13 protein-coding genes and 1 tRNA gene are annotated in these 12583 nt (G+C 41.4%); 3 read left to right on the top strand and 11 right to left on the bottom strand.

The annotated features are described in order from the left end of the window. Window positions 1-34: 34 nt before the first annotated feature. Window positions 35-1342 (bottom strand): hypothetical protein, encoded by a 1308-nt coding sequence (locus BM156_RS15150; protein WP_093920738.1) that lies wholly within the window; start codon window positions 1340-1342, stop codon window positions 35-37. Between the two features lie 189 nt (window positions 1343-1531). On the opposite strand from BM156_RS15150, the gene panB reads away from it, so the two are divergent. Both panB and BM156_RS15140 read left to right on the top strand, forming a co-directional pair. Further along, window positions 1532-2350, top strand: a complete 819-nt coding sequence (panB, locus tag BM156_RS15145; RefSeq protein ID WP_093920737.1) for a 3-methyl-2-oxobutanoate hydroxymethyltransferase — start codon at window positions 1532-1534, stop codon at window positions 2348-2350. Window positions 2351-2439: 89 nt separating this feature from the next. After that, complete coding sequence (locus BM156_RS15140; RefSeq protein ID WP_093920736.1) at window positions 2440-3138, top strand: RluA family pseudouridine synthase; 699 nt, start codon at window positions 2440-2442, stop codon at window positions 3136-3138. A 4-nt stretch (window positions 3139-3142) separates the two neighbouring features. On the opposite strand, the gene BM156_RS15135 is transcribed toward BM156_RS15140, so the two are convergent. Further along, window positions 3143-3634: a cytidine deaminase gene (locus BM156_RS15135; protein ID WP_093920735.1), complete on the bottom strand. Its 492-nt coding sequence runs from the start codon at window positions 3632-3634 to the stop codon at window positions 3143-3145. A gap of 93 nt (window positions 3635-3727) precedes the next feature. Here BM156_RS15135 and BM156_RS15130 point away from each other — a divergent pair, with 93 nt between their 5' ends. Next, on the top strand, window positions 3728-4669 hold the full coding sequence (locus tag BM156_RS15130) for a glucosaminidase domain-containing protein (protein ID WP_093920734.1): 942 nt from the start codon (window positions 3728-3730) through the stop codon (window positions 4667-4669). 112 nt (window positions 4670-4781) lie between these two features. Here the strand turns inward: BM156_RS15130 and fmt are convergent, their stop codons facing one another. From fmt to BM156_RS15085, 9 genes are all read right to left on the bottom strand, one after another. Further along, the gene (gene fmt, locus BM156_RS15125) at window positions 4782-5744 is read right to left on the bottom strand and encodes a methionyl-tRNA formyltransferase (RefSeq protein WP_093920866.1); all 963 of its coding nucleotides are present in this window, start codon (window positions 5742-5744) and stop codon (window positions 4782-4784) included. Window positions 5745-5815: 71 nt separating this feature from the next. Continuing rightward, complete coding sequence (locus tag BM156_RS15120; RefSeq protein ID WP_093920733.1) at window positions 5816-6037, bottom strand: C1orf53 family protein; 222 nt, start codon at window positions 6035-6037, stop codon at window positions 5816-5818. An 11-nt stretch (window positions 6038-6048) separates the two neighbouring features. Further along, the gene (locus BM156_RS15115; RefSeq protein ID WP_093920732.1) at window positions 6049-7272 is read right to left on the bottom strand and encodes a bifunctional 3,4-dihydroxy-2-butanone-4-phosphate synthase/GTP cyclohydrolase II; all 1224 of its coding nucleotides are present in this window, start codon (window positions 7270-7272) and stop codon (window positions 6049-6051) included. 73 nt (window positions 7273-7345) lie between these two features. Further along, window positions 7346-8533 (bottom strand): glycosyltransferase family 2 protein, encoded by a 1188-nt coding sequence (locus tag BM156_RS15110; protein WP_093920731.1) that lies wholly within the window; start codon window positions 8531-8533, stop codon window positions 7346-7348. Next, a complete protein-coding gene (locus BM156_RS15105) occupies window positions 8526-9731 on the bottom strand; it encodes a glycosyltransferase family 4 protein (RefSeq protein ID WP_093920730.1) in 1206 nt (401 codons plus the stop codon). The genes BM156_RS15110 and BM156_RS15105 overlap by 8 nt, the downstream gene beginning before the upstream one ends. 2 nt (window positions 9732-9733) lie before the next feature. Continuing rightward, a complete protein-coding gene (locus tag BM156_RS15100) occupies window positions 9734-11215 on the bottom strand; it encodes an LptF/LptG family permease (RefSeq protein ID WP_093920729.1) in 1482 nt (493 codons plus the stop codon). A gap of 64 nt (window positions 11216-11279) precedes the next feature. Continuing rightward, a complete protein-coding gene (locus BM156_RS15095) occupies window positions 11280-11657 on the bottom strand; it encodes an START-like domain-containing protein (RefSeq protein WP_093920865.1) in 378 nt (125 codons plus the stop codon). Between the two features lie 108 nt (window positions 11658-11765). Continuing rightward, window positions 11766-11839 (bottom strand) — tRNA-Met (locus BM156_RS15090). Window positions 11840-12054: 215 nt separating this feature from the next. Further along, complete coding sequence (locus BM156_RS15085) at window positions 12055-12384, bottom strand: hypothetical protein (protein ID WP_093920728.1); 330 nt, start codon at window positions 12382-12384, stop codon at window positions 12055-12057. Window positions 12385-12583 lie beyond the last annotated feature (199 nt).

Genomic DNA, 12583 nt, shown 5'->3' with positions numbered 1-12583 from the left:
TAAAGGCGGATCTGATTTGGATCCGCCTTTATTTTTAGAAGATGGCGTAGCTGAGTCCTAATGATCCCGTTAATCGGAAGTGCTCATCTTGGATATCATCAGTGCTTTTATCTGTATAATTGATCTCTAAGCTTCCTTGAATCCGCAATTGAGGAGAGAGATAGTAATACATCGCTCCTTTTAAGTTGAGGTTGTTTTGCCAGACTTTCTCATTGTTCATCATGGATTCTGGTATTTCAAGGCCCAAATAATTCAGAGAGATTTGAGCAGAGGTTCGGAAGTTAGGATAATAATTGAATCCAATTGATGACGATACAAGAGATCTGTTTAAGTTGCCATAGGTTATTTCACTCTCATCAAGTTTAAACTGGCGGGCAACTGTTGCGTTGAAAACACGATCCCAATGTAGGTTAAGTGGTTTTGAACAGGAATAGTTTATGGATGGAGAGATGACGGTATAATGAGATTCTTGTTTTGGATAGTCTCCGTACTCATAGCTGTTATGCATATATTCAGGTGTAAGCATGATGCTCAACTCCCTTCCGGCATGACGTTCGGCAATGTTTGCAAAGCTCCAGTAGTCATTTAATGTGGCGAAATAGGCGATTGAATTATTCGATAGTAATTCTTCTTCCTGCATTAATGAATCCAAGGCTGTCAACTCTGAAATTTTTCGGAGACGGTGGTCAAAAAAGCGCTTGTTTTTTAGTTTGGTTGCTAAGGAAGCAAAGTTTAGAAAGTCCTCTTCTGTTAGGGCACGTTTCAGTAGCCCTTGGTTATCTAACGATTGTAAAATGTAGTACGACTGCCAATAATCACTAACAGGCTCAATTCGTCCGATGCCGGCCCCTAGCCCCAATTGCATTGAAAGTGTTGCGTTATTTTGATCAAGTGATGAATTTTTTTGATCATGGTTGCTGGAATACCAGTTAAAATCCGGGCTAACCTTTAGAAAGAGATGATCTTCTGTCAGGTAGTATTTATGAAACCCTGTGATGTCAAAATTGAAATTTGTTTTGTTGATCTTTACCTCTTGGGTTCCTTGTTTATCCATTTCGTAAACGTACCGCGGAAGTAGGCTGGTCCTAAAATAGGTTTGTTGTTGTCTGGTATTGGCTACATAACTGTAGTTTAAATTGACCGTTGATGAGAAATTGGCTTGTTTGTAGTCCTCCCCTGATTGAGAAAACTGATTGTTTGTTCCCCCGAGATTGAAAAAGGTGTTTAACTCATGACGTTTATAGTCGGGGGTTTTGTACTTTGAAAGATCAAAGTTCTTGTCCTGTGCCAATGTAGGCAGTGAAAGTGCCACTATCAGCAGAAACGAAAGTACTGTTCTCATGATTAATGTTTTTATTGTTCAAGATAAATATAATAATATATTGCATGATAATAAATGATATGTTATTAAAAATAGATCGGATACTTAAATGATTGTTAGAAGAGTAGGAGTTTCGGTATGCATTTCGTAAAAATGAATAAGTCAATGCATAAATTCTTACTTTTGTAGCTCAATCGAATTTGAATTGTTATGTCAGTACATAAAAAAGAAGTAAAGCGGGTGACTACCCATGTGCTTTCCGAAATGAAGTTGAAAGGGGAAAAAATATCCATGTTGACCAGTTACGACTACAGCATGGCCAAGTTAGTAGATGAAGCAGGAGTCGATGTGATTTTGGTAGGAGATTCGGCCTCGAATGTCATGTCGGGGAATGAAACAACGCTGCCTATTACGTTGGATCAAATGATTTATCACGGTACTTCGGTGGTCAAAGCTGCCCAACGTGCTTTAGTCGTTGTTGACTTACCTTTTGGAACTTACCAGGGAAACAGTAAAAAAGCCTTGAGCTCAGCTATTCGAATTATGAAGGAAACTGCCGCCGACGCGGTGAAGCTGGAAGGCGGAAAAGAGATTATTGAATCTGTGGATCGTATTCTTTCTGCCGGTATTCCAGTAATGGGGCACCTGGGCTTAATGCCACAGTCTATTCATAAGTATGGAACCTATACCGTGCGAGCGAAACAAGAAGAGGAAGCTCAAAAGTTGCTGGAAGATGCTCGCTTGTTAGAAGAAGCCGGATGTTTTGCTATTGTTTTGGAAAAAATTCCAGCGGAACTAGGAAAAAAGGTTGCTGAAGCTGTTCGTATCCCAATCATTGGTATAGGTGCAGGAAGCGGTGTTGACGGGCAAGTTTTGGTTATCCATGACATGCTGGGAATCACTCAGGAATTTTCTCCTCGTTTTTTAAGACGTTATCATAACTTAGCTGCTGAAATAAAAGGAGCAGTAGGAAGCTATATTGACGATGTAAAGTCAGTGAATTTCCCAAGCGAAAGGGAACAGTATTAAGCGATACAATATAGAGCAATTCAGAGCCTGATCGTTTGTTCAATCAGGCTCTGTTGTTACTCAAATAATTATAAAAGGAGGAGTTTGCCATGGAAGTAATATATGAAGACAATCACCTGATAGCCGTAAATAAGGCGTGTGGGGAGATTGTACAAGGAGACAAGACCGGGGATGAAACCTTGATCGACCAAGTAAAAGCATACATTAAAAAGAAGTACAACAAGCCTGGCGATGTGTTTCTGGGATCTCCACATCGGTTGGATCGTCCGACCAGCGGTGTTGTGCTTTTTGCTCGCACGAGCAAAGCGTTAACTCGTTTGAGCGAGATGTTTAAGTCGAAAGATGCCATTAAGAAGACTTATTGGGCCGTTGTTGATGTATTGCCAGAGAATCTGGAAGATACACTTGAACATTATTTGTGGAAAGATGAAGGGAAAAATAAAAGCTACGCTTCAGAAACGCCCAAACCTAAAAAGGGCGCTCGTTTTTGTAGTTTGAGCTACCGCCATCGTGCCAGCCTGAATCGTTATCACTTGCTTGAAGTTGATCTGCAAACAGGACGTCACCATCAAATTCGTGTACAGTTATCCAAAATTGGATGTCATATTAAGGGCGACTTAAAATATGGTGCAGCACGCAGCAATTATGATAGCGGAATTCATTTGCATGCTCGAAAAATGGAACTGATGCATCCTGTGCGGAAAGAGCCAGTCAAAATTGTAGCTAAACCGCCTAAAGGAGACGCAATTTGGGATGAGCTAATTAAAATTAAGGAACTGAAGGAGTAGGATTTTATCCCATTGACTTTAAAGAGTCTCCATTGAAGCTCAAGGGGAGTAGATGACTGGCACTCTGTAAAATTTCAATTTTATTGGCGCTATCCAGGATGACCCGGATCGGTTTTTTATAACGATGTTCTGCCTCGAGCATAACTTGGCGGCAAGCTCCACACGGACTAACCTTGAGTGCTGCTTTCCTACTTTGATCGATTGCAGTAACAACTATGGTGTCAATGGATAGATTCGGATGGTTGGCATTAGCCCAGAAAATCGCCGTGCGTTCAGCGCAATTCCCTAAAGGAGAAGAAGCATTTTCTTGATTATTCCCGGAAACGATGGTGCCGTCTTCTAATCGGAGGGCGGATCCAACTTGGTAGTTGGAATAAGGGGCGTAAGCTTGTTGCGCAATTTCGCGTGCTACTTGGATTAATTCCTGATCAGCGGCCGACAATTCATCTAATTTGTCGAATTCTGATATACTAATTTTAATTTCTTTCGTTTTCATTTGGAGGCTTTGTCCAAATTTACATTTTTTTGTGTAGTTATGCCAATCCGGGAAATGCCACCTATTTTTATATTTTTGCTAAAAATTTGATTTATGATCAGAAAGACTTTGCTTAGTAGCTTTTTTATCGTGTTGACTGTAGTTGGGCTAGCTCAACGAATTTATACTCGTGAAGAATACATAAAGAAATATGCTGAGCTAGCCGTAAGTGAAATGATTCGAAGCGGGATTCCTGCAAGTATTACTTTGGCACAAGCCTGCCTGGAATCAGGAAATGGAAATTCAGAGTTAAGTGTAAAAAGTAATAACCATTTCGGGATTAAGTGTAAAAGTAGCTGGCGTGGCAAACGCGTTTACCATGATGATGATGCCAAGGGGGAATGTTTTCGGCGGTATAAGTCCGTTGAAGAATCATTTATTGATCACTCTGATTTTTTAATGGTCAATCCCAGATATGGAAGCCTATTCGACTTGAAGTTGACGGACTATAAAGGTTGGGCGAGAGGGCTAAAAAAAGCCGGATATGCAACGAATCCTCACTATGCCAACCACTTGATTAAAATTATAGAAGAGCACAAACTTTACCTGTACGATGAGGGGTTGAATCAATCACAAATTGCCAGAATCCAGCGAAAACATGTGCCTGCTGATGGACGTAGTTTAATTAATCCGTATCAAACCCGAAAAGTCGTCTTACGCAATGGTCTGAAGTCGATCGTCGTAAAAGAGGGAGATACTTTTCAAGGTATTGCACAGGAGTTTGGGTTGAAAGAGTGGGAGGTTTATGCTTATAATGACTATAAGAAGGGAAAACAGCCTCGCGAAAACGAAATTCTGTACGTTGAGTCGAAGCGACGGAAGGCAGAGAAGAAACATAAAACACACCGTTTTGAGGCAGATGACACGATGCACTATATTGCTCAACGTTATGGTGTCAAATTGAAGCGCTTGTATCGTTTAAACAGGCTTAAGCCAGGTGAACGACCAGAGATTGGTTCTTTCATTTTTCTGCGGAAGAAAAAGCCTAAAAATTAAATATTGCCAATTGAAATGAGCACAAGAATTGAGTGCTAAAAAGATATAAAAAACAAAAGTCTGCTTTTTACTTGAGAAGCAGACTTTTCCTTTTTTGTTCGATAGGTATTCTTTATTTTGCCTGAAGTCCTTCTGTTTGATGAAATCCACGAAGAAGGTCAGCAATGTGCATTCTTTTTTTGCCCGAAAGTTGAAGGTCGGTAATTCGAAGCCATCCATCAGCTGCAGCTATTTTTAAATAGCTTTTTCCATCCGATTCAACTGTTCCTGGTTGTAGTTTGCTTGCCGGTTCAATATCAGCAAAATAGATTTTTGTTGGCAAACTTTGTCCGTCTAGTGTAAGTAGCTCGGTCCAAGCGGCAGGGTAGGGCGACAAGCCCCGAATCAGATTTCGAATTTGAAGGGCCGATTGGCTCCAATCAATTCGACAATCGTCTTTAAAAATTTTAGGAGCAGGCTTTAATTCAGTTGCTGAAATGGAATCCTGTTCAATTGCAGTATAGGTCCCATCCCCGATAGCATCGGTGGTTTTTAGAACCAGTTTGGCTCCAATTTCCATCAATCGGTCATGGACATCTCCAACCGTGTCGTTATCATTAATCGGAGTCGTTTCGCGGAAAAGAATGGCTCCGGTGTCAATCTCATGCGAGAGCAGGAAGGTGGTTACGCCAGTTTCCTTATCGCCATTAATGATTGCCCAATTCAGAGGTGCCGCTCCCCGGTATTGTGGAAGTAAAGAGCCATGGAGGTTGAATGTTCCTAAACGAGGCATTCTCCATACTATTTCCGGAAGCATTCTAAAGGCAACAATAATCTGAAGATCGGCATTTAACGCTTCAAGCTCTTTAATAAAGTCCGGGTTCTTGAGCTTTTCGGGTTGTAAAATTTTCAGTCCTTGTTCTTGAGCGTATTTTTTTACGGCTGATTCGTGTAGTTTTCGTCCTCTTCCGGCAGGTTTGTCAGGAGCTGTAATTACTCCAACCACTTGGTAGTTGTTTTCAACTAAAGCTTTCAAACTGGCTACCGCAAAATCAGGCGTTCCCATAAAAACGATACGTAAATTTTTTCCGCTCATACTTTCTGTTTTTTGCAAAGATAAGTTGAAAAGAAAAGAGCAGCTAATAATTAACTGCTCTTTTCCCAAGTTTACTTGTTATATCTTTTGGCCACATCGTGGCGTAATTTTCGATTTCCTTTTTGCGCTTTCGGATCATAAGGACAGTGCCTGCACCCATTGGCACAGCAATAACCTCGTTTTACCAAATAGCTTTCGGTCATTACCCGGTAACCTTCTTTGGTTAGGTAATAATCTTCCCCTTCGACAGAGTCATCGTAGCTGTCAGGAAACAGGTGATCAAATAGACCCATGAAATGGTAATTTAATCGTATTTAAACTTCTGAAGGAAGTGTCCCATTCTGTCACGCTTCGTTTTCAGGTAGCGCTGGTTGTATTCATTGGGGGCTACTTCAACAGGGATGATTTCGGTTACTGTCAGTCCATAACCTTCGATTCCTACTCGCTTAACAGGATTGTTGGTCAGCAATTTCATTTTTGAAACACCAACATCTCGTAAGATTTGGGCTCCTACGCCATAATCGCGCTCATCAGCTTGAAATCCTAAATGGATGTTAGCATCGATGGTATCCAAGCCTTCATCCTGTAGTTTGTATGCTGCAATCTTATTCATGAGCCCAATTCCGCGACCTTCTTGCATCATGTAAACAATGACACCTTTTCCGGCCTTTTCAATAAGCTCCATTGATTTGTGCAATTGATCGCCACATTCGCAACGGAAGGATCCGAAAATATCTCCAGTCATACAAGATGAATGCATGCGAACTAAGATCTCTTCATCAGGTTTCCATTCGCCTTTGATAAGTGCAACATGTTCGGCACCGTTTGATTTTTGGCGGAAAGGAATGATTCTGAAGTCACCGTATTTGGTTGGCATGCTCACTTCTTCTCCTTGGTCAATCAGGCTTTCTGTTTGCAAAAGGTAGGCGATTAAGTCTCTTATGGAAATGATTTTTAGTTGGAATTTTTCGGCAACTTCCATTAGCTGAGGAAGTCGTGCCATTGTTCCATCTTCATTCATAATTTCGACCAAAACTCCTGCAGGTTTTAAGCCAGCCAAACGAGCCAAGTCAACAGCTGCTTCGGTGTGCCCAGCACGCCTTAGCACGCCACGGTCCTTTGCTTTTAGCGGAAAAATGTGGCCAGGACGTCCCAATTCTTCCGGATCGGTATCATCATTGGCTAAAGCCTGGATGGTTTTTGCGCGGTCACTTGCCGAAATTCCGGTCGTGCAGCCGTGTCCAATTAAATCAACTGATACCGTGAAAGGGGTTTGATGCGAAGAGGTATTTTTCCCGACCATTAAGTCAAGTTCCAATTCTTCACATCGACTTTCTGTCAGCGGAGCACAGATTAACCCGCGTCCGTGGGTAGCCATAAAGTTTACTTTCTCGGCGGTAATTAATTCAGCGGCTGCAATAAAGTCGCCCTCGTTTTCCCTATCCTCATCATCAACAACAATGATCAGATCACCATTCTTGATAGCGTCAATTGCCTCAGGTATGGTATTTAATTTGAACTCGTCCATTATAATTCTCTGGTTTCCAAAATGCAGGTGCAAAACTACGGAAAAATATCGATTTATAAATGACAAATTACACTTAAGCGCGTTTAGATTTTTCCCAAACAACTGATTGCTGGCCTTTCAGGTAGCGAATGATTCCTCGAATTGAAGCATAATTCATGATAACAAAGTAGTAGGGAATAAAAAGGAATTTGAATTGAAAGCGATGATTTTCCAACAACCATCCGATCAGAGCAAGGAGATACATAAAAGCTTGCAGGTAGAAAAAAGCCGTATAAAAGTTGTCGGGAGCCCAGCCTGTATGCGCTATTACAACGAACAGATTACAAAGAAATAGCAGAAATAGTGCAAATGGCGCAAGGGTCCATCTTAAAACTTTGTGTGAAAAGTACTGAAAACTGAGCCAGCCATAGCGAAACGGATTAAGAAGATCTGGAAGCCTGAAAAAGGTTTGCATCCCACCGGCGGCAATGCGTGTTTTACGTTTTAATTCTTCTTTAACATTGGCTGATGCCGTTTCAATGGCGTAAGCTTTTGGGGCGTATGCAATGCGATAACCTTTCGAGGCAATTCGCAGGGAAATGATAAAATCGTCAAGCAAGGTGTCAGGCTCCACGGGCTCATACAGCTCGGTTCGAATGGCAAAAAGCTCTCCAACAGCTCCAACAGCTGAGCTTAATTCCGCATCCATACGTTTAATAAATGACTCCAGTTTCCAATAAAAGCCTTCTCCTGATGCGGCGGCTGTATCCTGCAAGTTCTCTACAATGCGTTTTTCACCGGCAACACAGCCAACCGTTTTGCTTTCAAATTGCCTGACTATTTCAAGGATCGTGTCCGGGGCAAGTAGGGTATTGCTGTCTGAATAGATGACGATAGGAGCGCTAACATACTGCATGCCGCGATTCATGGCATGGATCTTCCCCCGGCGCTCTGGATGGTGCTCAATCTGAAGACTGGAGAATTGCTTTAAGCGTTCTGGTGTGCCATCATTTGATCCGTCCGTTAACCAGAGATATTGAATTTTTTCCTTGGGGTAGTTTAAGTTGAATGAATTTTCAACTTTCTGATCAATAAAATCAACTTCATTGTAAGCCGTTACAAAAAAACACACAAATGGAAGGTCGTCCGGGAGTGGCGGACTTTGTGATGATTTGCCGCTGATGATTCGCTTACCAAGCACCAAAAACCAGATGACTGCTGCATAGCCCCCATAGGTATAAGCAACAATGACAAATAATATCCAAAAAAAGGTTTCAGGCATGGAGATATTGCTTGTAGAAATCGGTTAGAGATTCTGCAATTTCCAAGTTATCAAACTTGTCATGAATGAAGTCAATGGCATGTTTACAGAGTTGATTGTAATGTTCCCGGTCGGAAATTAATTGGCTAACAGCAGCGCTAAAATCTTTGGGCGAATCTGCTAATACCAAATGTTTGCCATGTTCTACGGCAATCCCTTCGGCTCCAATATGCGTTGATACAATGGCTTTACCCAGCGCAAGCCCTTCAATTATTTTTACTCGCATACCACTTCCTGACAGGAGTGGCACCAGCATGATTGCCTTTGAGTTCATGAATGAATAGGCATCTTCAATTTCTCCCAGATAAACGACATTGGGACCTTTGAGCCTGTCGACGAGCCACTCTGGAGCATTTCTTCCGGCAATGTAAAAAGAGAGTGTGGGATGCTGCTTGTGAAGTGTTGGCCAACAGTGCTCCAAAAACCAAAGGATCCCCTCTTGGTTAGGCGCCCAATCTAAAGCTCCGATGTGAAAAACCGAAGGGTATTCCTGATTCCCTGCTTTAGGAACCAAGGTGGCCAGATCGATTCCAGTTTGTGTGGTATGTCGTGGCTTCGTATTGCCTAACTGATCAAGCAGTTCGCCATCACGGTCGGTAATAGGAACCAATACATCATATTCGTTTAGCTGGTTAAGTTCAAATTTCTTGATTCTTTTGGCTAATATTTTTAGATAGAGTCGTTTCAACCCGGGTGTTACCGCAGCTGTTCGCTCCCATATTTCATGTTCAACATTGTGAGCCCGGTAAACAATCAAGGCTTTTGAATAAGTCCGGATTAAAGGGATGTAAGGGCAGAGGTACAGTCCTTCCAACTGGATAATGTCAAACTCATTGGTTTTGAGCAGCTGAATTAGCCTTTTGCTAAAACGCTCATCGATAAAACGGCTGGCATTGTATGGTTGTTTTGAGAACAACAAGTTACTCAAAAGGCCATTCCAGCTGATTTTAGCAGGAACGTCAACCAACTCAAAATCTACCTTTTCTTTTAGTGTTTCGGGTATTTCCTCCAGCGTAATTTGATGCTTTTGTGTGTTCATGGCCAAAACATGAACGTGATGACCTAAAAGGGAAAAGCCTTTGCTCATGGTTAAGGTTGCAATGGCTCCTCCATCCTTGGGAGGCCAAGGGACTTTATTGCATAGCTGAAGGATTTGCATAATCAGGATTTATCCTTTTTATCTTTCGATTTGAATAAGAAGCCAAAAAGACGTTTCAGTTTTAGTTGGTAAGTTTCCAGATTTAGTAGCGCCGAATCATTGGCTGACTTGTAGGTTAGGAAAATTCCCAAGGGCAAGAAAATGTATGTTGAGAACCACATCCCATTAGCCATGACCCACATATCTTCGCGGGCAAATTTCTCACCGGTGATTGAAACCATGTAGTAGGTGATAAACATGAGAATGGATACAACGACCGGCATTCCCAAGCCACCTTTTCGAATAATTGCGCCTAAGGGAGCTCCAATGAAAAAGAAAATAAAGCAGGCAATGGACCACGTGAATTTTTTGTGCTTCTCCATGGTGAGTTTGTTGATTGACTTTTTCTGATTGTATAGCTCATGAAGGTTTTGGTTGATCGTTTGATGATTTGTTCTCGCTTGCCCAATAGCCATATTGATCACCTCGTTTTGAATATGGTCATCAAGAGTGTGATAGACTTCATCAAATTTGACGAGGGTGTCAGGCGTGAAATGCGTTTCTTTTTTTAGGGAATCAACCGTTTGTGTTTGATTCAGCACCATTTGAGTTAGTGGATTTGGATAATTCATGGACGCTGCAAAACGTCTTACCCGCACGTGGTAATCGCTGTACATGGAGTCTTCCCGATGTTCGAGCTGCGTAAGGTTCATCATTTTGTATGCATTACGCAGCCGGTTTTCATCAGTTCTTTGAAAATCAAATCCCTCTAGAGGAATGGTAATTGTTTGTTTGCTAAAACGTTCCCGTCGAAATGGAAACGTCCGTTTTTTGCCTCGTTGATTGGGTTTTGTGTTAGTTGCAGATTGCCCATTGAACAAGGTCATGATCATGTATTTTTTATCTTCCGATATCTTCATGAAGCCTGAATCGGCAACGGTAACATTGGCATTCCCTGAGTTTTTCGTATGATTATATATCATTAACCCATACATCATATTTCCTTTGCTAGCCTTTCGGTCAACTTTTATGCTGTAGCCGTCAATTTCGTTGGTGAAAACTCCTTCAGAAATAACCATTTCGGGCTTTTGTTGTTTCACACTGACGAGCAGGGCTCCGAACTTTAAGTTGGTTTTGGGCAGGATATTGTTGGAAAAATAAAATGCAAACATGGTTAGTGCCAAAGCAACAACAATCAATGGGCGCATAATCTTAAACAAGGAAATACCTGAAGCTTTAATGGCTACAAGTTCATAGTTTTCGCCCAAATTCCCGAAGGTCATAATTGATGCGAGCAGCATAGCTAGTGGAAAAGCCATGGGAATTAACGCGAATGATGCGTAGAGTAATAATTCTGCTACGATCCCCCACTCGAGACCTTTACCGACCATGTCATCGATGTATTTCCACAAGAATTGCATCAGCAATACAAACACACAGATAAAAAAGGTCATAAAAAATGGCCCCAGAAAAGTTCTTAAAACAAATAAATGCAGTCGTTTCATATTGGTACTTTGGAAACGAATACAAAGCTAAGTTATTTTGGAGAAATTGAAAGTTAAAAAAGTCTTAACAGCCCAGAACGTGTTTTAAATCGGAAATCTGAGAATCCCATAACCCCTTGGCTTCTTCTTGTTCGTCTTCGTCTGTTGAGTCAATAACGATGAGTGAAACATCTCCAGTCAAATCATCTTTGGTAATCCGGAACTCGAAAAAGCCATCTTCTTCATCAAGCCAGTTGTAGCGAACAAACTGATCTTCTCGTTGCAGGGCTTTTTCTGCTTGTTGCTCAGATCCTTCCCAGATAAAGGTAAATAAATTGCCTTTTACCCGCACATCATCAGCAAACCATTCAGCCAGACCAGAGGCTGTGCTGAGTCGGTTGTAAAGAACTTTGGGAGAACAGTTCATCGGGTACTCCAACTGAATTTTTATTTTGTCTGACATTCTTTTTTCGTTTTGCGCAATATAACGAATAAGTCCCAAATTAACAATCAGTTTGAAAAGAGCAGGATGGAAACAAAAAAGGAAATAACATTTGTTATTTCCTTTTTGTAGCGAGAGGCGGGCTTGAACCGCCGACCTCATGATTATGAATCATGCGCTCTAACCAGCTGAGCTACCTCGCCGTAGCATTTTTGCGGTTGCAAATATAGTATTTATTTTTTGTTGGCGTAAAGAGAATGCGAAAAAAATTGAAAGATTTTGATTTTTGATTTGTCGAGAATCGCGTGAGGGTGGGGAAAGTAGAAGATTACTAGCGATTTGCAACAAGGAAAGAAAAGCCCTGGTGCTAGTGGTTTTTACCAGGGCAAAATAATCGAGAGGGCTATTTTCATCTTTGTTAGAAGCATGGAGATGATGAAGGCCCCTTGCCATGTCCGTAACCGTGTCCATGGCCATTCCCATTTCCACGGCCGTTGCCATGGTTTGGGTGGCTTCCTTGATGTCCTTCTCCAATTTTGTATTGATTGTTGTTGTTCTGGCCACCGATTTTGTAACCATTGTTTCCTTGGTTGCCGTTAGCTTGAGCTTGGTTGTTCAGCAGTAGCATCATCGTAGCGGCAGAAGCTGCTGCATAACCTGTTTTTTTAATGGCTTCTTTCCTCGTCATTTTCTTTCCTGAATTTTTGGAGTCGAGGGGTTTAGTTGTTTGTGTGTCCTTCTTTTTCATTGCATTTGTAGTATTAATTAATATTAAATCTTTTAGGGTTGAGATACAACTAAAGCTTCCTAGTGGAAGTTACGAAGATTTTATGGTGTAAATATCTGAGTCATAGCTGAAGTGAACAATGGGTAATTTTACGTAATTTATGCACGAGAGCAATTCTGTTTTTTGCTTTTACCTGTTGAGATGAAGGCTAAATTGAACT

It is taken from the genome of Sunxiuqinia elliptica (assembly GCF_900113005.1).
Classification (GTDB): domain Bacteria; phylum Bacteroidota; class Bacteroidia; order Bacteroidales; family Prolixibacteraceae; genus Sunxiuqinia; species Sunxiuqinia elliptica.
The sequence above is the reverse complement of the archived record's forward strand: the minus strand, read 5'-3'. Positions and strand labels throughout refer to the sequence as shown.